Consider the following 21,410-nt stretch of genomic DNA (forward strand, 5'->3'; position numbering starts at 1 on the left):
TAGTACGCGCCGCGTCGTACGCGCCGTGTACTATCCGGGTCATGGTGGAAAACGACACACCAGTGGTCCTGGACAACGTCTCCAAGAGGTTCGGATCCACTGCCGCGGTGCAATCGGTGTCCTGGGCGCCGCTGCGCGGCCAGGTCACCGCGTTGGTCGGGCTCAACGGAGCCGGCAAGTCCACGCTCATGCGCATCGTCACCGGGCTCATCCGGCCGACCGAGGGCACCGTGACGGTGCGGCCGTCCCGCGACGGCGGCCGCGCGCTCTCGGCGATGATCGAAGCCCCCGCGCTGTTCAACGGGCTGACCGTCCGGCGCAACCTGGAGATGCACCGGATACTGACCGGAGCGGACGCTGCCCAGGTGGCCCGCGCGGTGGAGCTCGCGCAGATCGGCGACGTGCTCAAGCGTCGCGCCGGCACGCTCTCGCAGGGTTACCGGCAGCGGGTCGCGATGGCGCAGTCGCTGCTGGGATCGCCGGATCTGCTCCTGCTGGACGAGCCGACGAACGCCCTCGACCCGGAAGCCATCGTGCAGCTGCGCGCGATGATCCGGACGGTCGCCGACGAGGGCTCCGCGGTGGTGGTTTCCAGCCACCAGCTGCGCGAACTCGAAGGCACCGCGGATGCGCTGGCCCTGCTGCACGGCGGGCGGATCCTCTACGACGGCCCGTTCGATTCGTTCGTCGGCCCGCCGACGCTGCGGGTGCGGGTCGCCGGCTCCGACGGGGCGGACACCGCGCGGCTGACCGCTCTGCTGCGGGAGAAACACATCGACGCCGCGCAGACCGACGACGGCATCCGGGCGGTCGCCGACGGCGCGGCCGACTCCATCGCCCAGCAGATCTTCAGCACCGCGGTCAAAGCCGACATCGAACTGATCGAACTGACCCACCTCGCACCGACCCTCGAAGAAGCCTTCCACATCGCGATCGCCGGAGCCCGCTCATGACCACCTACCGCGCCGAACTCCTGCGCGCGCGCAGCCGCACCACCCTGGTGTTCTTGCTGCTGTGCATAGTTTTCACGCTGTTTTCGATGAGCAATGCCGGCCCGCAGGGCCATCCGCCGCTGTGGGGTTTCCGCGAGGTGGCGATCCTGACCGCGACGCTGCTGATGGGCCGCGGCGCGGTGGTGGCCGCCAACGACTTCTCTACCGGCACGATCCGGCCGTGGCTGATCTCGCGGCCGTCCAGGCTCTCGGTGTTCGCCGGCAAGCTCGCCGCCTCGGTGACTGTGGCACTCGGCGCCGCGGTGCTGATCGGCCTGGTTTCGTACGCGGCCAGCGGGCTTTTCGGCGAAGCCGCGACCGCGCGGGACATGGCCGTGGCGACCGGGCAGTTCGCGCTCGCCTGCGTGGCGCTCACCATTTTCGGGCACGCCGTCGGCGTGCTGACCCGGTCGGTGCCCGCGGCGCTGGCCATCACCATCGCCTGGGTGCTTCCCGCGGAGAAGGTGCTTCAGGGCCGGTCGGAGACACTGGACCAGTGGCTGCCGGGAAACCTGCTGCAGGACTTCACTCTCGGCGTGATCGGCTACCACACCGGCCCGGCCGCCGCGGTCCTGCACGCGACCGTGCCGTTCATCCTGCTGGACGTCGTGGCGCTGGTCCTGTTCGCCCGACGCGACATCAACAGCTGACGAGGTGTTCGCCGTGACGACAGACGCACTGGAAATCCCGGCCGGGCACCCGGCCCGCCGTCCCGCCGCGTGGGCGCTGTGGTGCAGCGTCCTCACCGGGGTCGTGTTCACCGCTTGGGCGTACGCGACCACCCAGTTCCCCAGCATCAGCGCCAGCACGCCGTGGCAGGACGACCCGTACCACGGGATGATCTCGTTCACCGAGTTCCTGGTGCCCGCGATGACCGCGCTGCTCGTCGTGCGAGCCTCGCTGTGGCGGCGCGGGCAGCCGCAGCCGGTGTTCCGGATCAACCAGCTCGCGCGCGGCTGCCTGGTCAGCTCGGCACTGGTCGCGCTGACCGTCCTGACCGACGTCGTCGCGACCGTGCTGGCGGCCGACCGCGACCGGTGGGATGAGAAAACGCCGGGGCTCATCGCGAGCCTGGTCCCGCTGGCACTGCTGGCCGCGGCGTCGTTCGCGCTGCACCGGACGGCGCTGCGGCAGTTGCCGCAGACCGAATCCGGCCGTCCCGACGGCGACTGGCTCGACGACCTGGCCGAACTGGTCCACCGCATCGCCCGCGTGCGTATCGACCGGCCGCTCGGATTCGTGCGCGACCACATCGTCGCGTCCGCGGTGCTGCTCAGCGCACTCGCCGGCATCGGGGTCGCCTCGATGCAGGCGCTCGGCGAGGGCGGCGAAACCCCACTGCTGTACGGCATGAGCGTGCTCGTCGCGTTCGGCGGATTCCTCGCGTTCTGCCTGATTTCGAACACCGTCCTGCACATCGCGGTGCCCCGGGGCGCGGAGCCGGCCCGCCCCGGCCGCATCCGGCGGGCCGCCCGCGTCGCGGTGATCGCGGGAGCGCTGACGCTTCCGGCCGCGGCGGTGCTGCGCGACCGGATCTGGCAGTTGCTTGGCCACCGAGCGGAAGTCGATTCTGTCGGAACATACGCGAGCATCACGCTGATCACCGCACTGCTGATCGGCCTGCTGGCGTTCGCCGCGGCGGCCGGCATGCCCCGCGGAGGCCGTCGACGGGCCGCCTCACTCCGCACCTGATTCATCCGCTACGCGGGCGGTCCGGGGCTCCCCTGCCCGGGCCGCCCGCCTGCGAATTTTCCGTACTGCCGGGACGTAACGCAGCCTCTCCGGCAACCAGGGCGCACAGGTGCGGACACCGGCCGCGAACCGCTCGAAGCGGCGCTGGTCCGCGGGTGTCCAGCGCAACTTCAGCACATCACGCACTTCGGGTGGCAACGTGCCGGCGGTGACGAAACCGGCGGCACGGCCGAGAATCCGGCCGGGCCGCCGCCACAGCGCGGGCGGCACAGCCGGTGGCGGCGGCGGATCGCGCAAGTCCGACAGCACAGCCAGCGCCGCGTCCGAGCGTTCGAGGCACCCGCTGATCATGGTCGCGAAGTATTCTCGGAACTCGTTCAGCGTGGGCGGCATCTCGCGGCCGGGAACGCCCAGTACATGTCCTAATTGGACGGAATCGGCGTACAGCCGTTCTTGTTGCCGCGCCGACAGCTCCGGCCCGAACAGCTCGCACGACGTCAGGTACCGCTCTGCCAGCGTCGCGTTAACCCAGGCGTAGGCCGCGCCGTTCAGTGCGTGGTAGCGGCGGCCGTGCTCGTCCACGCCATGGAAGGGCTTGTGCAGCTCGCGCAGCCGGCGCGCCTCGGCGAGGGCCAGTTCGCCGCCATAGATGTAGCGCAGCATCGAATCCGACGTGCGGCTCGCCCGGCCCCACTGGTCGGTGCGGAACGCCGAATGCGCGCTCACCGCCGCCCCGACCACCGGATGCATCACCTGGAGCAGCAGAGTGGAGGGAATGACGAGGAACGCGCGCAGCTCCCCCGCGATGTCCCACATCACGCTTCCCGCGCCGAGCGGTTCGGGATTTGCCATCGCCCGCCAGCATACGCCGAGTTCGTCTCCGGCGCGGCCGGCGAGCGCAATAACCGTAATTCGCCGCAATCGGAAAACTGTCCCGCGCGCCATTTTTCCGTAGTACGATGACCGGCATAATGCGCACGGCGTGAATGGCCGCGCCGCCGCGCTTCCGACGAATCCCCGATATCCGGCTGCGCACCGGTGAAAGGCGAGCACATGGGAACGTCCACGGCAACCCGGCCAGCAGGCCCGCCGGATGCGGTCAAGCTGCTGCCCGTCATCGAGCCGGAGCGGCTGCGCGCGGACTTGGCCGCGGTGGAGAAGCACTTCCTCATCCATGCCAACCCGGCCGCCGCGGACGCGGAGCCGGCGGAGGGCGAGCAGACCGGCTGGGATGTCCTGGTGCTGCGCTGCCCTGGCGGCGACCTGGAGAAAATCGGCCGCAACGCGGGCGGATTGGAGGACTTCGCCGACACGTCCTACCTGGAACTGACCCCGTACGTGCGGGAAATCCTCGACAGCATGGACGTGCCGATCCGCGGCGTGCGGTTCAGTTCGCTGGCAGCAGGCGCGGAAGTGCAAGAACACACTGACAGCCCGTACGGCCTGCCGGTCGGATGGGTGCGACTGCACATTCCGGTGGAAACCAGCGACGACGCGGTGCTGACGATCAACGGCGCTGACCAGCGGTGGAAGCCGAGCGAATTCTGGTACGCGAATTTCGGGCTTCCGCATTCACTCTACAATCGCGGTTCCGCGGCGCGTGTCCACCTGATCATCGACTGTTATGTCGCGCCCGGGCTTTTCGACCTCTTCCCGCCGGACGTACGCGCGCAGATTGCCGAGGACGAGGTGCTGTTCTTCCGGGAGGAACGCGCGCTGCCGGGTCAGCTGCGCAGCGTGCACGGAACGATCCGGATGCCGGCCGCTTTCCTGAAACCGCATCCGGAACTGCCCACCGCGGAAGAATGGGATTCCGGCGAGGACGCCGAAGCAGAACTGCGAGTACAGGACGACCGGCTCGTCCTGCGGCTGGGCGAGCACGAGACCGCGCTCGCCCACATCGGGGACCGCGAGTTCCGTCCGCTGTGCTGGACGCACGAACAGAGCATGGTGTTGGACCCGGCAGGCCCCGCGCCCCGGATCGTGTTCCGCTACCGGCGCGGCAACCAGGTGATCGAGGCGGTCCGGGAGCAGCCCGCGCTGGCGAGCTGAACCGGCGAAACCGCACGTGCGCCGCACCGGTGGGTGCGGCGCACTTTTCGCGGCTCCTGCTCCGGCATGAGATCCGCGAAATGCTCTGGCCGGACTGGGAAACCGGCAAGGCCCCTTGCGGGAACCGTGTTGCCACAAGGGGCCTTGCCGGATCGCTGCGCACCGAGACGGGATGCGGGGCGGGGCGGCGAACGGTTCCGCTCCGGCCCCTGCGGCGCCGTTCGGGAGCTCCGCTCAGTACTGGCCGAGCGACCCGCGCACCCGTGCCCTGCGGATGCCCACCTCGAACACCAGCACGCCGAGCCCGAGGTAGATCCCGGTGTTCAGGAGCAGCCCGGGCAGTCCGCCGTCGGACCACATCGCGGCCAGCGACCGGCCCTGCAGCACCGATTCGCGGAGCATGGTGACCCCTTGCGTGCTGGGCAGGCTGTTGGCGATCGTGGTGAGCCAGCGCGGGAACTCGTCCACCGGCAGCAGCGTGCCGTTGGTGAAGATGATCATGTTGATCATCAGGTTCGCGAGCGCCCCGACGTGCTTGAAGACCAGCATCGCACCGCCGATCATCAGGCCGAAGCCGAACAGGCCGGTCAAGGTCAGGGCGAGCATCAGCAAGCCGCCGCCGGACACCGGGACGGACACGCCGAAACTCGCGAGCAGCACCAAGTCGAGCACGGCGACCAGTCCGGTGGTGGTGACCAGCGCCGCGACCGCCCTGCCGACCAGCAGCAGTTCCGGCTGGCTCACCGACATGCACATCTGTTCCAGCGTGCCGGTCTGCGCCTCGCTGACCAGATCGATGCCCACCCAGCTGACCATGTTGACGGCGTAGAACCACACCACGTAGCCCAGCAGGGCCGAGGTGAGCTGCCCGGGGTCCATCGAACCGTGGCCGAGGAAGAACACCAGGAAAAGGAAGATCGCAGTGAGCGTGACGAGTTGCATCACCATGTTGAACTTGTAGTACCAGTTGACGCGCAGGCCTTTGCGCGCCTCGGCCAGCACCACGTGCACCGCCGCGCTCATCGTCGCAGCTCCTGCTCGTCCTGGACCACTCGCAAGAAGACTTCCTCCAGTGTCGGCTCGAGGCGATTGATCCCGAGCACGGTCAGCGACCGGCTGCGCGCGTGCGCCAGGAGTTCGTGTAGTTCCTCCTGGTCGTTGATCTCGCCGGAGAGGGTGATCTCGCCGTCCCGCGCGGTGACCTCCAGGTCCCGCCAGGCCGGTTCGCGGGCGTCGAGATGCCCGCCCAGCCGGATTTCGTAGCTGTCCTTGCCGAACAGCGCCAGCAGTTCCTTCACCGGCTTGTCGATCAGCATCCGGCCCTGGTGGATCACCGCCACCCGGTCGCACAGGTCCTGGACGACCTCCAGCTGGTGCGAGGTGAGCAGCACGGTGCGGCCCTCCTCTCGGGCCAGCCGGTCCACCCAGAGCCGCACGGTGCGCGAGGCCTGCGCGTCCAGTCCGAGCGTCGGCTCGTCGAGCAGGATCACCGGCGGGTCGCCGATCAGCGCGCAGGCGATCGCCACTTTTTGCTGCATGCCGCGGGAAAACCGGGTGACCGGCTCGTGCCTGCGCTCCCACAGCTCCAGGTCGCGCAGCAGCTGCTCGGCTCGCTCCCGCCAGGCCGTGCCCCGGCAACCCTTGAGCCGGGCGAAGTACCGAAGGTTCTCCCATGCCGAGAGCTGCCAGTAGATGTTGCGGGTGCCTTCCAGCACCGCACCGATCTGCGCCATCGCGCGCCGCCGCGAGCGGCGCACGTCGCAGCCGTTCACGCGCAACTCGCCCGAGGTGGGGGTGACCAGCCCGCAGATCATCTTGATGGTGGTCGTCTTGCCCGCCCCGTTCACGCCGAGCAGGCCGAGCACCTGGCCGTGCTCGATGGCCAGGTGCAGACCGTCGACCACCCGGCGCGTTCCCGATCCGGCGCGGTAGACCTTGGTCAGCCCGGTCACCTCGACGGCCTTGCCGCTCTCGGAAGTCATGTCCGCATCGCCTGTCCGTTCTCGCTGGGGGGCCGTCCGCCGGCCGGCGGAGTGCGCAGGTGCTCGGCCAGTGCCGCGACGTGCGGCGGGTCGAGCATGGTCAGATGGCTGCCCGGCACCAGCCGGACCTCGAGGCCGCCGCGGGCCAGCTCGCCCCAGCCCCACGCCGGATCGCTGTCCGGCGGTTCGTCCGGGTCGGCGCAGCGCAGCAGCAACGCCGCTCCGGCGTGGGGTCGGGGACGGTAGGCCAGCGCAGCTCGCGTGTGCGCGCGGGCGATGTCCACGTACTGGCGCATCGTGCGCAGGTCCATGTGCTCGGCCAGCAGACCCGCTTCGTCGGCCAGCGCGACCACGTGCGGCAGCCGTTCGTCCTCGGGCAGCGCGCGCAACCGCGCTTCGGTCACTGGCAGGTGTTCGGCGAACTCGCTTGCGAGGAATCGCACGTCGTCCATCGCCTCGAACTCGGCGAGAGACGGGAAGTCCGGCCCGAGGTCGGGACTGCTGTCGAGCAGAACCAGACGCGCCACCTCGTGCCCGGCCGCGCGCAATTGCCGGGCCATCTCGTACGCGATCAGGCCGCCGAGCGAGTATCCGCACAGGTGATACGCGCCCTCCGGCTGCACCTTCCGGATGTCCGCCACATACGCGGCAGCCATCTCCTCGATCGATTCGTGCGGTGCGCGCGCCAGTTCGAGGGAGTGCGCTTGCACGCCGTAGACCGGGCTTTCCCCGGGCAGTACGCGGGCCAGCGAGGTGAAGCAGAAGACGGTTCCGTTCTTCGGGTGCATGCAGAACAGCGGTGGCTCGGCGGTTCCGGCGCGCAACGTGATAATCGAGCGCGGCCAGCCCTCGCGCGTTTGCTCCAGTGCCTCGGCGAGTTCCGCGGGCGTCGGGTTGCCGTACAGGTCGGCCAGCGACACTGCGCGGCCGAGAATCCGGCGCAACTCCCCCACCAGCCGCAGCGCGACCATGGAATGCCCGCCCGCGTCGAAGAAGTTGTCGTGCGCGCCGATGCGCGGGACTCCCAGCACGTCCTGCCAGACCGCGGCGATCACTGCCTGCACAGGGGTTTGCGGCGGGACGTGCTCCGCCGCGAGCGTCGGACCGACCGGCGCGGGCAGCGCGTCCCGGTCGATTTTTCCGTTGCGTGTCAACGGAAGTTCGCCCAGGGTCAGCACTGCTGAGGGGACCAGGTAGTCCGGCAGCGCCGAGCGGCAGTGCGCCCCCAAGTCGTCCGCATCGCTGTCGCCCACGACGTACGCGACGAGGCGCCAGCCTGCCCGTTCGTCTCGGTGCGCGACGACGAGCGCCTCCCGGACCGAGGGGTGTGCGCGCAGCACCGCTTCGATTTCGCCGACCTCGACCCGGAAGCCGCGGATCTTGACCTGGTCGTCCGTCCGGCCGACGAAGTCCAGCACGCCGCCTGCGGTCCAACGCACCAGGTCGCCGGTCCGGTACATGCGAGAGCCCGGTTCGCCGAACGGGTCCGGCAGGAACCGGTCGGCGGTCATGCCGGACTGGCCGAGGTAGCCGCGGGCCACCCCCGCGCCGGCGACGAACAATTCGCCGACCGAGCCGGGCGGCGCCAGCCGCAGCCGCGTGTCGAGAACTCGCACGGCCATGCCGTCCAGCGGACGGCCGATCGGGACCGGCGACGGCACGGTCTCGCTGTCGGTCATCCGGAACCGAGTGGCGAAGGTCGTGGTTTCGGTCGGCCCGTAGACGTCCGTCACCGCGAGGCCGGGGCATGCGGCCAGCACGCGGCGCACGGCGTCGGCGGGCACCGCGTCGCCGCCGGTCCACAGTTCGCGAAGACCGGCCAGCGCGGACGGTGCGGCGTCGGCAAGCACGCGGAACAGCCCGGAGGTCAGGAAAGCCGCGGTCACCTGGTGCTCGGCGACGAGTTCGCCCAGGTCGTCGATGGTGAGGTCGCCGGCCGGCGCGACGACTACTTCGCCGCCGGACAGCAGCGGCGCCCAGACCTCGTAGGTGACCGCGTCGAATGCGTGCGGCGAGTGGAAAAGGACCCGCCGATGGCCATCGGCCCAGGACGAGTCGGCGGCCAGAGCCACGACGTCCGCGTGCGTGACGGCGACGCCCTTCGGCGCGCCCGTGGAACCGGACGTGTGCATCACATAGGCGAGGCCGGCCGGGTGCACCGGAAGATCCGGTGCGGCCACGGGGAAATCGGTCCGCTCCGCTGCCGTGTCGACCACGCGCACCGCGGCGGATCCGGCGACGTTCCGGGCCGCCGAGGCTCGGTCAGTGAGGACGGCTTTCACCGCACAGCGGCGGACCATCGCGGCCAGCCGGTCGTCGGGACTGCGGGCGTCCAGCGGAACGTACGCGCCGCCGGCCTTGAGCACCGCCAGCGTCGAAACGATCAGCTCCACTCCGCGTTGCTGGAGCAGGGCGACCCGGTCTTCGGGGCCGACCCCGGCCGCCCGCAGCCAGTGCGCCAGGCGGTTCGCCCGTTCGTCCAGCTCCCGGTAGGTGACCGTTCCGCCCCGGTGCCGCAGGGCGGGCGCGTCCGGGGTGCGGGCCGCTTGGCCGGCGAACAGCTCGTGCACGCACTGGCCGGCAGGCGGCCTGCCCGGCGTCCGGCCCCACTGTTCCAGGATGATCCGGCGCTGGTCGGCCGGGAGCGCCATCAGGTTCTCCACCGGCGCATCGGGCGCCTCGGCCATGCCGTCGAGAATCCGGACAAGCCGGTCCAGCAGCGTTCGTGCCGCGTCGCCGTCGAAGCGCCCTCGCTCGTGCCACAGCTGCAGTCGCAGTTCCTCGCCCGGTGCTGCGGCGAGAGTCAGCGGATAGTTGGTCTGCGCGTCGGTCCGCACGTCACGGACGCGCAGACCGGTCTCGTCATCGCTGCCGGTGCGAGACGCGGGATAGTTCTCGAACACGACCGCGCTGTCGAACAACGCACGGGCCCGCGGCGCCTCGCTGAGAGCGTGGATGCGGGCCAGCGGCGTGTGCTCGTGCTGGCGCGATTCGGTGAGCTGCCGCTGGACGTCGGAAAGCCACTCGCCGACTGGCTGCCCGGTCCGGAGGACCGCCCGGACCGGCACGGTGTTGATCAGCAGGCCCACGATGTCGTCCGCGCCGGGCAATTCCGGCGGACGCCCGGAAACCGTCATGCCGAACACCACGTCGTCGGAGCCGAGCCGCAGCGCGGTGAGCACTGCCCACGCCGCTTGCACCACGGTGTTGAGGGTGACGTGGCAACGCCTCGCGAGTTCGGCGAGCTTGCTGGTCGATGCCGCCGGGAGCTCGGCTTCCTGGCAACCCGGTTCCCCGCCGTTCTCGCGGCCGGTCTCGGCCGGCGGCCGGTAGCCGGCCATCAGCTCGCGCCAGTACGACTCCGCTCGCGCCGGATCCTGCTCGCCGAGCCAGCCCAGATAATCGCGGAACGGCCGCGCGGGCGCGAGTTCCGCCGGCACGCCGCGGACCGCGGCCTCGTATCTCTGGAATGCCTCGCCGGTGACTCTCGGGAAGGACCAGCCGTCCAGCAACAGGTGATGATGGCTGAAGACGAACCGGTGGTCGTCGGCTGCGAGACGGATCAGCGCGAAGCGCGACAACGGCGGGCGGTCCAGCGCGAACCCGCGTGCGCGGTCGTCCGCCAGGAACTGGTCGAGCCGGCGTTGGTGCTCGGAGGAGAGCGTGTCGCGCCAGTCCAGCTCCGTCCACTCCGGACAGACCGAGTCGTGCACCACTTGCACCGGAGCGGGCAGACCCGACCAGTGCACGGAAGTCCGCAGCACCGGGTGCCGCTGCACGACCGCTTCCCACGCCGCGCGCAGCGCTGCCGGGTCCAACGGGCCTTCGAGGCGGCAGGTGAACTGTTCGACGTAAAGCCCGCCGCCCTGTTCGCTGTGGAAGACCATGCCTTCCTGCATCGGGGTCAGCGGGTAGACGTCCGCGACGCCGTCCATGCCGGCCAGCGCCCGGTCGAGTGCTTCCTGGTCCAAGGCGGACAGCGGGAAATCGGACGGCGTCCAGCCGCCGGTCCCCGGCGCACAGCAGTGTGCGACGAGGGCGCGCAGGCGGTCGGCGAAGGAAGCGGCGAGCGCTTCGATCGTTTCCGGGCGGTGCACGGTGGTGCTGTAGCCCCAGGCGACTTCGAGCTGTCCGCCGCTGACCGCGGCCGTGACGTCGAGCAGGTTCTCCCTCGGCTCGTTCGGGTCGTGCATCCGCCCGGCCGGTTCCGGCGCGGGCTCCCACCATGAGCCGGGCTGGAACGAGCTGTCGAACTGGCCCAGGTAGTTGAACGCGACCTGCGGGCGGTGCGCGGCGCGGAGCTCCGGCGTGCCGTCGAGGTAGCGCAGCAGCCCGTAGCCGATGCCACCGCGCGGCACCGCGCGCTGCGCTTCTTTGACCCGCTTCAGGAGCGCGCCCGGATCGTCGTCCGAACTCAGCTCGAGCAGCACCGGGTGGAAGCTGGTGAACCAGCCCACCGTGCGCGACAGGTCGAGGTCGTCGGGTGCGGCGTCGCGGCCGTGGCTTTCCAGCTCGACGAGCACCCGCGACGAGTCGAGCCACTCGCCCAGCGCCTGTCCCAGCGCGGCGAGCAGGACGTCATTGACCCGGGTCCGATATGCCTGCGGCACTTCGCGCAGCAGGGCGGCCGTCTCGTCGGCGCCGAACCTCGTGCGCACAACGTCCACTGTGGACACAGTGGGCGGTTCGGCGGACGGCAGGTCGAGCGGAATCGCCGCGGTGCCGGCGAGTCCGGCCCAGTAGTCCGCTTCCCCGCGTATCTCCGAGCTCCGCGCGCGGCGGCGCAGGTGGTGTGCCCACTCGCGGAACGAGGTCGTTTTCGGCGGCAGCGCGGACGCACCCCGCGCCATCACCGCTTCGAGGTCTTCGAGCAGGATGCGCCAGGACACACCGTCCACCGCGACGTGGTGCACCACCACCAGCAGGCGGCAGTCGTCCGGTCCGAGGTCGAAATAGACCGCGGCGACCAGCCGGCCGGCCGCGAGGTCGAGGCTGGTTTGCGCGCGTTCCGCCGATGCCGCGATCCGGGCAGGCCGGTCGGCTTCCGGAACCGCGCGAAGGTCCTCCACAGTCAGAATCCGCTCCGGGATCCCGGAGAGCCCGGCCTGTTCCTGCCGCCAGCCCGAGCCGGCCCGCTCGACGCGCAGCCGCAGGGCGTCGTGGTGCCGCAACAGTTCGCGCAGCGCCGCTTCCACGGCCGACGGCGGCGCCGGGCGGCGCGCCCGCAGCAGAACGGCCTGGTTGTAGTGGTCCGGCACCGGCGGGCGCTGCTCGGTCAGCATGGCGAGCTGGATCGGCGTCAGCGGCACCGGGCCGGTCACCACACCCTGTTCTGCCTGCTGGACATCGGTCTCCGCGATCTCCCGTGCGGCGGAGGCGAGCGCCCGCACCGTCTGATGTTCGAACACCTGCTTCGGTGTCACGGCCCAGCCCGCGGCGCGGATCCGGGCGACCACCTGCAGGCTCACGATCGAGTCGCCGCCGAGGGAGAAGAAGTTGTCCTCCGCGCCGACCGTGTCGAGGCCGAGCACCTCGGCCCACGCCTGCGCGACCGCCTGCTCGGCAGGCGTCGCCGGAGCGGTGCGCACCGGGGCGGACTCGGGAGCGGGCGGTGCGGGCAACGCCTGGCGATCCACCTTTCCGTTGGCGCTCAACGGCATCCGGTCCAGCAGCACAATTGCCGAAGGCACGAGATAGGGCGGCAGGCTCTGCGCCGCGTGTGCCCTCAGTGTCTCCGCGAGACCGCCGCGTTCGGCACCGGGTGCGGCCACGACGTAGCCGACCAGCCGGGCGTCGGCCCCTGACTCGGCGCGCGCGACGACGACGGAGCCGGAAACCGCTGGGTGGGCATCGAGCACCGCCTCGACCTCGCCGGGTTCGACCCGGTGCCCGCGGATCTTGACCTGATGGTCGGCCCGGCCGAGGAATTCGAGGTCGCCGCGGGCGTTCCGGCGCACGAGATCGCCAGTGCGGTAGAACCGGGTGCCGGGCTCGCCGAACGGGTCCGGGACGAACCGGGCGGCGGTGAGGCCTGGCCGGCCGAGGTAGCCGCGAGCCACTGCGTCGCCGCCGAGGAACAGTTCCCCCGGCACCCCCGGCGGAACCGGGTTGCCGTGGCGGTCCAGCACGTGCGTCCGGCTGTGCCCGAGCGGACCGCCGATCGGGGTGAGCGCGCCTTCCGGCCCGGAGTCCGACTCGAACCAGGTGTTGTCGATGGTCGCTTCGGTGACCCCGTAGGAATTCACCACCCGGCCGCCCGGTCCGACGATCTCCCGCGCACGCGCGTACTCCTGCGCAGGCCACGCGTCCGCGCCGGAGATCAGCAACCGCAGGGCGCCGAGCCGTCGGCCGCGCAGGGCGGCGGCGACGTGCCGGAGCACGACGGGGACGAATTCCGCGCAGGTGATGCCGTGCGCGTCCGTCGACTCGGCGAGCGAAGCCGGCTCCAGCAGCAGATCCCGCGGGCAGAGCACGAGGGTCGCACCCGAGCCGAGCGCGCGGGCCACATCGCCGGTGAAGACGTCGAAGGCGGCGCTGGCCATTTGCAGGTGACGGTCGTCCGGGACGAGGTCATAGGCAGCGTGCCAAGCCTCGATGGCGGAAGCGAGATTTCGATGGGTCACCTGCACGCCCTTCGGGCGCCCGGTCGAGCCGGAGGTATAAACCACGTACGCAAGATTGCCCGGCTTCGCGCGGCCCGGCAGGTTACCGGCGGAGTGCTCGGGTGCTCGCGGCCGGACCAGCGGGAAGTCACTCAGCGCTTCCTCGGCGATCAGCAAGTCCGCGCCCGCGTCGGAGAGCAGCATCGCCTGCCGTTCCCGCGGGTGGTCCGGATCCACCGGGACGTACGCGGCGCCGGCCTTGAGCACGGCGAGCACCGCGACGATCAGGTCCGGGGACCGGCGCAGCAGCACGCCGACCCGGGTTTCCGGCCCGGCCCCGCGCTCGCGCAACGCACGCGCCAGCCGGTTCGCCGCGGCGTTGAGCGCGGCGTAGGTCAGAGTCCGGCCGTCGCCGGTCACCGCGACGGCGTCCGGGCGAAGTGCGGCGTGCTGCTCGACGAGTTCGTGCAGCGACCGTCCAGGTCGGACGGGCCGGTCCGGACGCGCCGCGGCGAGGGCGCGCGTCCGCTCGCCCGGGGCCAGCATCGACAGGCTCCGCATCGGCTCCGCGGGGCGGGCGACTGCCTCGGACAGCAAGTTCCGGCAATGCTCGGCCATCCGCTGCACGGTGCCGGCGGCGAACAGATCGGTGTTGTACTCCAGCGTGCCTTCGAGGCCGTCCGGCGTCTCGCGCAACGACATGCTGAGGTCGAATTTCGCGGTGGTGCCGAGCAACGCCTCCCCGCCGGCGAAGGGACGAAGCCGCAGCCCCGGCCACTCGACCTCTCCTCCGGGCGTGTTCTGCACGTCGAAGAACACCTGCACCAGCGGGCTGTAGCTGAGCGAACGGTCCGGACGCAACGCCTCGACCAGGCGTTCAAAAGGCAGGTCCTGGTGGGAAAACGCGTCGAGGCACGTACGCCGCACCCGCGCGAGCAGCGATCGGAAATCCGCGGAGTCGTCGCACCGGGTGCGCAGTGCGAGCGTGTTGACGAACAATCCGATCAACCCGGCCAGTTCGGACCGCGTGCGGCCTGCCACCGGGGTGCCGACCACCACGTCGTCTTGCCGCGTGTAGCGCGCCAGCGCCGCCGAGAAACCGGCCAGCAGCACCATGAAGAGCGTCGCGTCCTGGCTGCGGGCAAGTGCGTGCAGCCGCTCGACCAGCTCGCCGGGCCAGGTGAACGCGACTGTCGCGCCGCGGAAGCTCTGCACCGGGGGCCGAGGGAAGTCCGCGGGCAGATCGGCGAGATCCGGCGCGCCGGCGAGTTCTTCGCGCCACCAGGCGACCTCGCCTTCGATCCAGTCGCCTGCCAGCCGGTCCCGTTGCCAGGCCGCGTAATCCTGGTATTGCACCGGCAGCGCCGCGAGCGCGGGCGGACGGCCCTCGGCGCGCGCCAGGTACACCTCGCCCAGTTCGCGCACCAGCACGCCGAGAGACCAGCCGTCGCTGACGATGTGGTGGGTCGCCAGCACCATCACATGGTCGCGGGCGGAGACCCGGAAAAGGGTCAGCCGCAGCAGCGGCGGACGGGTCAGGTCGAACGGCGCCTGCGCGGCCCGGGCAGCCAGGCCGGGCAGCACCCGCTCGGCCTCCGCCGAAGGCAGCCCGGAGAGGTCCACCGCCGACATCGGTGTCGGCACGGCAGGCCGGACCGACTGGCGCACCAGGCCTTCTCTGCTGTGGAACGCCGACCGCAGGGCGTCGTGCCGGGCGAGGACGGACTCCAGGCCCGCTCGCAGCGAGCCGGCCCGCAGCGGTCCGTCGATCCGGGCGCTCATCGCGATGTGGTAAGTGGACTGTCCGGGCTCGACCTGGTCCAGGAACCACATCCGCTGCTGCGCGAACGAGAGCGGCAGATCGTCGGTGCGGCCGGCCGGGACGATCCGGTCCGGGTCGGGCAGCGCGATGCCCCGCTCGCGCAGCAGCCGCGCCAGCAGCCGCTGCTTGGCCTCCGCGGCCCGGGCGTCGGGAACGTGCTGGTCGGTCATCGGCTACTCGCCGTCTTCCAGCTGCGCGAGGATCTCCTCGAGCGACAGCGCGTCGATCTGGCCGCGGAGTTCGGCGACCGCGGCGACGTGTCCCGCCGCGGGCTCGGCCGCTGCGAGAGCGCGCGCCAGACGGGCAGGAGTCGGCGCGTCGAACAGAGCACGCAACGGCAGGTCCACCGCGAAGTCCGCGCGCAGCCGGGCCGCGACCTGCGTCGCGAGCAGCGAATGGCCGCCGAGCGCGAAGAAGTTGTCCTGCGCCCCGATCGGCGCGACGCCGAGCACGTCCTCCCACACCCGGACAACCGCCGCCTCGACGGCGTCGGCGGGCGGCTGCGCTTCGGCTGCCGCTTCGTCCCGCCCCGCCGGAGCCGGCAGGGCACCGCGATCGAGTTTCCCGTTGGGGTTCAAGGGAAACCGGTCGAGCAGCTGGACCGCGGCAGGCACCATGAAGGCGGGCAGCCGGTCGGCGCAGTGCGCCCGCAGCTCGGTTTCGGCCACCGGGCCGCCGGGCACCGCATACGCGACCAGCCGGCGGTCGCCGGGAGCGTCCTCGCGGACCAGCACGGCAGCTTCGGCCACCGCGGGATGGGCGCGCAGCACCGCCTCGACCTCGCCGGGCTCGATCCGAAACCCGCGCAGCTTGACCTGGTGGTCGCGCCGGCCGAGGAAGGAAAGCTCGCCGTCGCCGCGCCACCGGGCGAGATCGCCGGTCCGGTACAGCCGATCCCCTGGCTCGGCGGAGAAGGGATCGGGCACGAACCGGTCCGCGGTCAGCCCGGGCCGGCGGAAGTAGCCGCGGGCTACCCCGGCACCGCCGAGGTACAGCTCCCCGGCGACGCCCCGCGGCACCGGCCGCAACCACTGGTCCAGCACATACGCGCGGGTTCCGGCGATCGGTGTCCCGACCGGCGGCGGCAGTTCGGCATCGGCCGGCACGAGCGCCGCGGTCGAGTACGTGGTGGCCTCGCTGGGCCCGTAGAGGTTGTGCACCGCTGCGACGGCCGCCTGCTGGTGCGCGGCGTCGACGAGCGACCCCGGCAGCGGTTCTCCGGCAAGGCAGACCGTGCGCGCGCCGGGCGGCAGTCCCCCGTCCCGCAACACTTCCGCGAGCACAGACGGCACGGTGTTCACCAGCGTGATGTCCGGCAGCGGCGTGTCCAGCATGGCCAGCGCACTGTCGACGAGCACGACGCGCGCGCCGAGGGTCAGCGGCAAGAAGATCTCGAACACCGACAGGTCGAAACACACCGACGTGGCGGCCAGCATTCCGTCCGATCCGTCGAGCGGGAACGCGGAACTCGCCCAGTCCACCAGCGCCGCTACGTTGGCATGGCTGATCTGCACGCCCTTCGGCTTGCCGGTCGATCCGGACGTATAGAGGACGTATGCGGTTTGCGCGCCCGAGACCGCGTCGTCCGGACGGTCCGCCGGCTGTGCCGCGATAGCCGTCGCGTCGCCGTCGACTGAGACCGTGCGCATTCCGTTGCCGGTCCACCGACCCGCCAGCGCATCACGGGTCACGACGATCTCGGCGCCGCTGTCGGAGAGCATCGCGTTCAGCCGCTCCGCCGGATACGCCGGATCCAGCGGCAGGTAGCCGCCGCCTGCTTTGAGCACCGCCAGCAGCGCGATCACCAGCTCCGGCGTGCGGTCGAGACAGACCGCCACCGGGGTTTCGGCTCGCACGCCCAGGCCGCGCAAATGCCCGGCCAGCTGGTTGGCGCGCTCGTCCAATTCCCGGTAGGTCACGGCGGTTTCCCCGCACCGCACGGCGATCGCGTCCGGAGTGCGGGCCGCCTGGGCGCGGAACCGCTCGGGTACGGGCGTCCGGCTGCCCGCCGGGCCGCCGTCGGCCAACCGCGCCGCTTCGTCCAACTCGGCCGCGCTCAGCATCGGAAGCGTGCTCACCGGCGCGACGGGATCCGCGACGGCCGCCTCCAGCAGCGTGCGGAGATGTCCGGTGAGGCGTTCGACCGTCGCGTGCTCGAACAACATTCCGTCGTATTCGATCACGACGTCGAGGCCGTCCGCACCGATCTCGGTGACGAACAGGCTGAGGTCGAACTTCGACGTGCCTCCGCGGTGCTCCCGCCGGAACAGCACCGACCGCAGCCCGGGCCAGTCCCGGTCCGCCGCCGGAGTGTTCTGCAGCGCGAAAAGCACCTGTACCACCGGGTTGTGCCGAGAGTCCCGCTCCGGCCGCAACGCCTCGACCAGTCGCTCGAACGGCAGGTCCTGGTGGCTGTAGGCGTCGAGGCAGCTCTCCCGCACCTGATCGAGCAGGCTGGCGAAACCCGGGTCGCCGGAGACGTCCGTGCGCAGCGCCAGAGTGTTGACCAGCAGGCCGATCATGCCGTCGAGCTCCGGACGGCCGCGACCGGCGACCGGGGTGCCGACGACCACGTCCGGCGAACCAGTGTGCCGGGCCAGCACCGCGCTGAAACCGGCCAGCAGCACCATGAACAGCGTGGCCCCGCGCTCGTGGCCGAGCGCTGCGAGGCCGTCGCGCAGATCGGCCGGCCAGCGCACGGCGACCTGCGCGGACCGCGACGCAGGCACCGGCGGGCGCGGGCGGTCCAGCGGGAGGTCGAGGAGCGCGGGAGCGCCGGCCAGCCGGTCGCGCCAGTAGTCCAGTTCGCGTTCCAGCGCGGCGCCGGAGAGCTGTTCCCGTTGCCACACCGCGTAATCCGCGTACTGGATGGGCAGCTCGGGCAGCTCCGGCTCGCTGCCCGCCACGGCGGCCTGGTAGCAGATGCCGAGCTCCCGGGCGAAGTTTCCGAGCGACCATCCGTCGGTGATGACGTGGTGCATGGTGGTGAGCAGCACGTGGTCGGCACGGCCGAGACGGAGCAGGCGGACCCGCAGCAGCGGTCCGGTCGCCAGGTCGAACGGTGCGGTGGCTTCCGCTGCGGCCAGCCGCGCCGCGACCTCGGCGCGGTCCGCCTCGGGCAGGCCGGACAGGTCGATCGCCGGCAGCGCGACGTCGGCGGCCGGGGCCACGAGCTGGCTCGGCACGCCGGACTGGTCGATGTCGGCCAGCGTCGTCCGCAGCGTTTCGTGCCGGCCGGCCACGGTGCGCAGCGCTTGGCGCAGTGCCGGGGCGTCGAGCTCGCCGGCCAGCCGCACGGCCATCGGGACGGTGTAGGCGGGGCTGCCCGGTTCGAGCTGGTCGAGGAACCACAGCCGCTGCTGCGCGTAAGACGAGGGCAGGACGAAGACGTCCTGCTCCACGCCCGGATCGATGCCGGTCACCAGCCGACCTCCGGGCAGAAGCCCGCGACGGACTGCCCGGCGCCTGCCGCGCGCACCCTCTCGGCGAGCCAGGAGCCGACCGCGAGGTCCAGCACGCCCAGCCCGAATGGCGAGAACACCGCGGCCCGCTCCGGATCGCGGGAGACCGTGCCGTTCAGCACGTCGGCGAGGGTTCCTGCGACGAAATCGCGGTGCCCGACCCGCTGCTGCGCCAGGTGCAGCGAAGTGCGCTCGCGCATCACGTGGTCGATGTCGTCGGTGAAATTCTGCACGCCCAGCACCAGGTCTTCGCTCAGATCGCGCAACGACAGGTGCAACACCGTCGGCCGGTGCGCGAGCAGCTCCGGATCGTGCAGGTGCGGGCTGCCCGCGACGGTGGCGAGCACCACGAGATCGCAGTCTTCGAAGGCTCCGGACACCTTGTCCGCGACGACGACGTCGGAGCCGGGCAGCCGCTCCGCGAACCGGTGCGCGGCCGCCGGGTCGGTGTCGAACAACCGGTAGCCGCCGACGTCCCAGGACAGATCGGCGACGAACCGGCGCACGTGGTCGGCGATCAGGCCGGTGCCGACGAATCCGATCCGGCGGGCGGTCCGCCCGCCGGTCAGCGCCTCGGCCGCGAGCACGGCCGATCCGGCCGTGCGGGTCGCCGAGATCAGCGAGGATTCCATGCAGGCGTAGGCGAATCCGGTCGCCGGGTCGTTGAGCAGCAGCACCGCCGACGCGCGCGGCAGGCCGTGGTTCTTGTTGCCGGGGACGCTGGCGATCCACTTGATCCCCGCGACGTCGAACTCCCCGCCGAGATATCCGGGCAGCGCGATGATCCGGTCGGACGCGCGCCCCGGGAACCGCAGGAAACTGCTGTGCGGCAGCGACGAGTCCCCCGCGGCGTGGACGAGGTAGGCACGGCGGACCACGTCGGCGCACTGCGGGCGCGCGGCGTCGAGGTGCTCGCGCGCGTCGCTTCCGGTGATGACGGTGAATTCGGGCGGCGCCAGCTCGGGCATGGGAATCCCTTTCAGATGCTCAGCACCGGCTCGGGCAGGCGCTCGGCGAGCCAGCCAGGCCGGTAGACGGTGTCCGCGTACGCGGTGCCCCGGTCCGCGCACAACATGGCGACCACCGGGGCCGGACCGCGATACCCGGCGAAGTACCGTTCGATCGCGGCGTAGACGCTGCCGGTGGACCCGCCCGCGTAGATGCCGTGTTCGCGCACCAGGGCGTGGCAGGCGGCGACGGTTTCGGTCTCCGGGACGAGCACCACGTCGTCGATCTCGGCCCGGTCCACCATCGGCGGCCGGATCGCCGAGCCGAGCCCCGGGATGTGCCGGGCGCGCGGCGGACTGCCGAAGATCGCCGATCCCTCGGCGTCCACCGCGATCACCTTCGCCCGCGACCGCAGTCGTTTGACGCAGCGGGCGACGCCGGCGATCGTCGCGCCGGTGCCGACCCCCACGAACACGTAGTCGATCCGCTCCAGCGCCGCGCACAGCTCGGCTCCGGTCATCAGCTCGTGCGCGTCCGCGGCGTCGGCGTTCTCGTACTGGTTGGGCCAGTACCCGTCCGGCAAGCCCGCCCTCAGCCGGCGCACCGCGGCCAGCCGGCTGAGCAGGAATCCGCCGCTTTCATCCCGTTCGGCCACCTTCTCCACCCGCTCGCACGCCGCGCGCAGGAACCGTTCGGTGGACTGGTTGGTGTTCGGGTCGATCACCGGCACGAAGGACAGGCCGGCCGCTCGGCAGAACGACGCCAGCGAGATCGCGAAGTTCCCGGACGAGGACTCCACCACCACGCTGGCCGACGTCAGCTCGCCCCGTTCGGCCGCGCGGCGCAGGATCAGGTACGCCGAGCGGTCCTTCACGCTGCCGGTCGGGTTCTGGAATTCGAGCTTCGCGTACAACCGCAGCCGCTCGTGCGAGAGCCGCGCCACCGGAGTGCGCGCGAAGCCGGCGCCGATCCCCTCCAGCCGCGCGAGCAGCGCGTGGTCGGTCACGCGTCCGCGCCGGTCGTCGCCAGCAGCCGGCCGGTCCCGCTCAGTGTGGCCAGGTCGATGTCCGCGACGCAGCGCACCGGTTCGTCGTTGAGCACCAAGCTGCCCTCCAAGTGCACGGTGCCGGTGCCCTGCGCGAAGTCCGCGCCGTCGAGCTCGCAGCGTTCGCGGTCGAGCCGGACGCCGAGGTCGGTGCCGCCGGAGGTCCCGGTGAACTTCACGAACACGAAGCCCAGCTCGTCGACCCGGCGGTGCAGTTCGGCCAGCGTCGCCACCGGCCCGCCGACGGCCACCGGGTGCGTGCCCTCCGAAAGGCGCTGCACCAGTTCATCCATTGCGCTGTCCTCCTTGGTTTTCCGAATCAGCCGCGGCCGCGAGGTCGGCGGGCACCGCGAAACCCAGCTCGGCGGTGCAGAATTCCTGCCATCCGGGGGCGTCGCCGCCGAACAGCAGCGGTTCGCCGGTCACCGGATCGGCGCGCACCGCGTAGTCGTCGCCGAGATAGCCGAGGTCGTCGTCCCCGAGACCGGCCTGCGCCGGCGCGGCCGCCGCGGCCCAGCCGGGGAACCGGCGGAAGTCGGCCAGCGCAAAGGCTTTGCAGTACCCGGGCAGTGCGGCCGCGCTCACTGTGCCGCGGCCTCGGCGGCCATCTGCTTGCGCAGGCTCAACGGCCGCATGTCGGTCCACACCTCGTCCACGTGGGCCAAGCATTCCTTCTTGGTGCCCGAGGTGCCCTCGTCGCGCCAGCCGGCCGGGATTTCCCGGTCCGCGGGCCAGATCGAGTACTGCTCCTCGTGGTTGACCACCACGTGGTAAATGGTGGTCTCGTCGTCGTCCTCGAACACAGTTCCTCCTT

The 21,410-nt window shown here is 71.3% G+C and carries 14 protein-coding genes; 4 read left to right on the top strand and 10 right to left on the bottom strand.

Going from position 1 to position 21,410, the window contains the following annotated elements:
- Positions 1 to 41 precede the first annotated feature (41 nt).
- From FKO37_RS28240 to FKO37_RS28250, 3 genes are read left to right on the top strand one after another with little or no spacing between them, the layout of a single operon-like run.
- Positions 42 to 953 carry an ABC transporter ATP-binding protein gene (locus tag FKO37_RS28240; protein ID WP_134662785.1) on the top strand — a complete coding sequence of 304 codons (912 nt, stop codon included), beginning with the start codon at positions 42 to 44 and terminating at the stop codon, positions 951 to 953.
- A complete protein-coding gene (locus tag FKO37_RS28245; RefSeq protein WP_134662786.1) occupies positions 950 to 1,642 on the top strand; it encodes a hypothetical protein in 693 nt (230 codons plus the stop codon). Before FKO37_RS28240 ends, FKO37_RS28245 begins: the two co-directional genes overlap by 4 nt.
- Before the next feature lie 13 nt (positions 1,643 to 1,655).
- Positions 1,656 to 2,684, top strand: coding sequence for a hypothetical protein (locus tag FKO37_RS28250; RefSeq protein ID WP_238606449.1), 1,029 nt, complete (start codon positions 1,656 to 1,658; stop codon positions 2,682 to 2,684).
- On the opposite strand, the gene FKO37_RS28255 is transcribed toward FKO37_RS28250, so the two are convergent.
- Positions 2,670 to 3,536 carry an oxygenase MpaB family protein gene (locus FKO37_RS28255; protein ID WP_238606450.1) on the bottom strand — a complete coding sequence of 289 codons (867 nt, stop codon included), beginning with the start codon at positions 3,534 to 3,536 and terminating at the stop codon, positions 2,670 to 2,672. The genes FKO37_RS28250 and FKO37_RS28255 overlap by 15 nt on opposite strands.
- 201 nt (positions 3,537 to 3,737) lie before the next feature.
- On the opposite strand from FKO37_RS28255, the gene FKO37_RS28260 reads away from it, so the two are divergent.
- A complete protein-coding gene (locus FKO37_RS28260; protein WP_051728532.1) occupies positions 3,738 to 4,736 on the top strand; it encodes an aspartyl/asparaginyl beta-hydroxylase domain-containing protein in 999 nt (332 codons plus the stop codon).
- Positions 4,737 to 4,970: 234 nt separating this feature from the next.
- Here FKO37_RS28260 and FKO37_RS28265 read toward each other — a convergent pair whose 3' ends face one another.
- From FKO37_RS28265 to FKO37_RS28305, 9 genes are read right to left on the bottom strand one after another with little or no spacing between them, the layout of a single operon-like run.
- A complete protein-coding gene (locus FKO37_RS28265) occupies positions 4,971 to 5,759 on the bottom strand; it encodes an ABC transporter permease (RefSeq protein ID WP_051728533.1) in 789 nt (262 codons plus the stop codon).
- Entirely contained in the window at positions 5,756 to 6,718 is a 963-nt protein-coding gene (locus FKO37_RS28270) for an ABC transporter ATP-binding protein (RefSeq protein ID WP_238606451.1), read from the bottom strand. The genes FKO37_RS28265 and FKO37_RS28270 overlap by 4 nt, the downstream gene beginning before the upstream one ends.
- On the bottom strand, positions 6,715 to 15,312 hold the full coding sequence (locus FKO37_RS28275) for a non-ribosomal peptide synthetase (RefSeq protein WP_238606452.1): 8,598 nt from the start codon (positions 15,310 to 15,312) through the stop codon (positions 6,715 to 6,717). Before FKO37_RS28275 ends, FKO37_RS28270 begins: the two co-directional genes overlap by 4 nt.
- A 3-nt stretch (positions 15,313 to 15,315) precedes the next feature.
- Positions 15,316 to 18,564 carry an amino acid adenylation domain-containing protein gene (locus FKO37_RS28280; protein WP_238606453.1) on the bottom strand — a complete coding sequence of 1,083 codons (3,249 nt, stop codon included), beginning with the start codon at positions 18,562 to 18,564 and terminating at the stop codon, positions 15,316 to 15,318.
- Positions 18,561 to 19,571 carry a 2,3-diaminopropionate biosynthesis protein SbnB gene (gene sbnB / locus FKO37_RS28285; RefSeq protein ID WP_134728261.1) on the bottom strand — a complete coding sequence of 337 codons (1,011 nt, stop codon included), beginning with the start codon at positions 19,569 to 19,571 and terminating at the stop codon, positions 18,561 to 18,563. The genes FKO37_RS28280 and sbnB overlap by 4 nt, the downstream gene beginning before the upstream one ends.
- Before the next feature lie 11 nt (positions 19,572 to 19,582).
- The gene (gene sbnA, locus FKO37_RS28290; RefSeq protein WP_238606454.1) at positions 19,583 to 20,557 is read right to left on the bottom strand and encodes a 2,3-diaminopropionate biosynthesis protein SbnA; all 975 of its coding nucleotides are present in this window, start codon (positions 20,555 to 20,557) and stop codon (positions 19,583 to 19,585) included.
- Positions 20,554 to 20,889 carry a hypothetical protein gene (locus FKO37_RS28295; protein WP_238606455.1) on the bottom strand — a complete coding sequence of 112 codons (336 nt, stop codon included), beginning with the start codon at positions 20,887 to 20,889 and terminating at the stop codon, positions 20,554 to 20,556. The genes sbnA and FKO37_RS28295 overlap by 4 nt, the downstream gene beginning before the upstream one ends.
- A complete protein-coding gene (locus tag FKO37_RS28300; RefSeq protein ID WP_238606456.1) occupies positions 20,882 to 21,181 on the bottom strand; it encodes a hypothetical protein in 300 nt (99 codons plus the stop codon). Before FKO37_RS28300 ends, FKO37_RS28295 begins: the two co-directional genes overlap by 8 nt.
- Positions 21,178 to 21,399, bottom strand: coding sequence for an MbtH family protein (locus FKO37_RS28305; protein WP_037806251.1), 222 nt, complete (start codon positions 21,397 to 21,399; stop codon positions 21,178 to 21,180). The genes FKO37_RS28300 and FKO37_RS28305 overlap by 4 nt, the downstream gene beginning before the upstream one ends.
- Positions 21,400 to 21,410 lie beyond the last annotated feature (11 nt).

It is taken from the genome of Amycolatopsis sp. Poz14 (genome assembly GCF_006704225.1).
GTDB lineage: Bacteria > Actinomycetota > Actinomycetes > Mycobacteriales > Pseudonocardiaceae > Amycolatopsis > Amycolatopsis nivea.

What these genes read in the sequence shown, in the direction of transcription:
- sbnB (WP_134728261.1), bottom strand. Translation starts at nt 19,571, where the DNA reads ATGCCCGAGCTGGCGCCGCCCGAATTCACCGTCATCACCGGAAGCGAC.
- FKO37_RS28295 (WP_238606455.1), bottom strand. Translation starts at nt 20,889, where the DNA reads ATGGATGAACTGGTGCAGCGCCTTTCGGAGGGCACGCACCCGGTGGCC.
- FKO37_RS28245 (WP_134662786.1), top strand. Translation starts at nt 950, where the DNA reads ATGACCACCTACCGCGCCGAACTCCTGCGCGCGCGCAGCCGCACCACC.
- FKO37_RS28265 (WP_051728533.1), bottom strand. Translation starts at nt 5,759, where the DNA reads ATGAGCGCGGCGGTGCACGTGGTGCTGGCCGAGGCGCGCAAAGGCCTG.
- FKO37_RS28260 (WP_051728532.1), top strand. Translation starts at nt 3,738, where the DNA reads ATGGGAACGTCCACGGCAACCCGGCCAGCAGGCCCGCCGGATGCGGTC.
- FKO37_RS28275 (WP_238606452.1), bottom strand. Translation starts at nt 15,312, where the DNA reads ATGACCGACCAGCACGTTCCCGACGCCCGGGCCGCGGAGGCCAAGCAG.
- FKO37_RS28240 (WP_134662785.1), top strand. Translation starts at nt 42, where the DNA reads ATGGTGGAAAACGACACACCAGTGGTCCTGGACAACGTCTCCAAGAGG.
- FKO37_RS28255 (WP_238606450.1), bottom strand. Translation starts at nt 3,536, where the DNA reads ATGGCAAATCCCGAACCGCTCGGCGCGGGAAGCGTGATGTGGGACATC.
- FKO37_RS28270 (WP_238606451.1), bottom strand. Translation starts at nt 6,718, where the DNA reads ATGACTTCCGAGAGCGGCAAGGCCGTCGAGGTGACCGGGCTGACCAAG.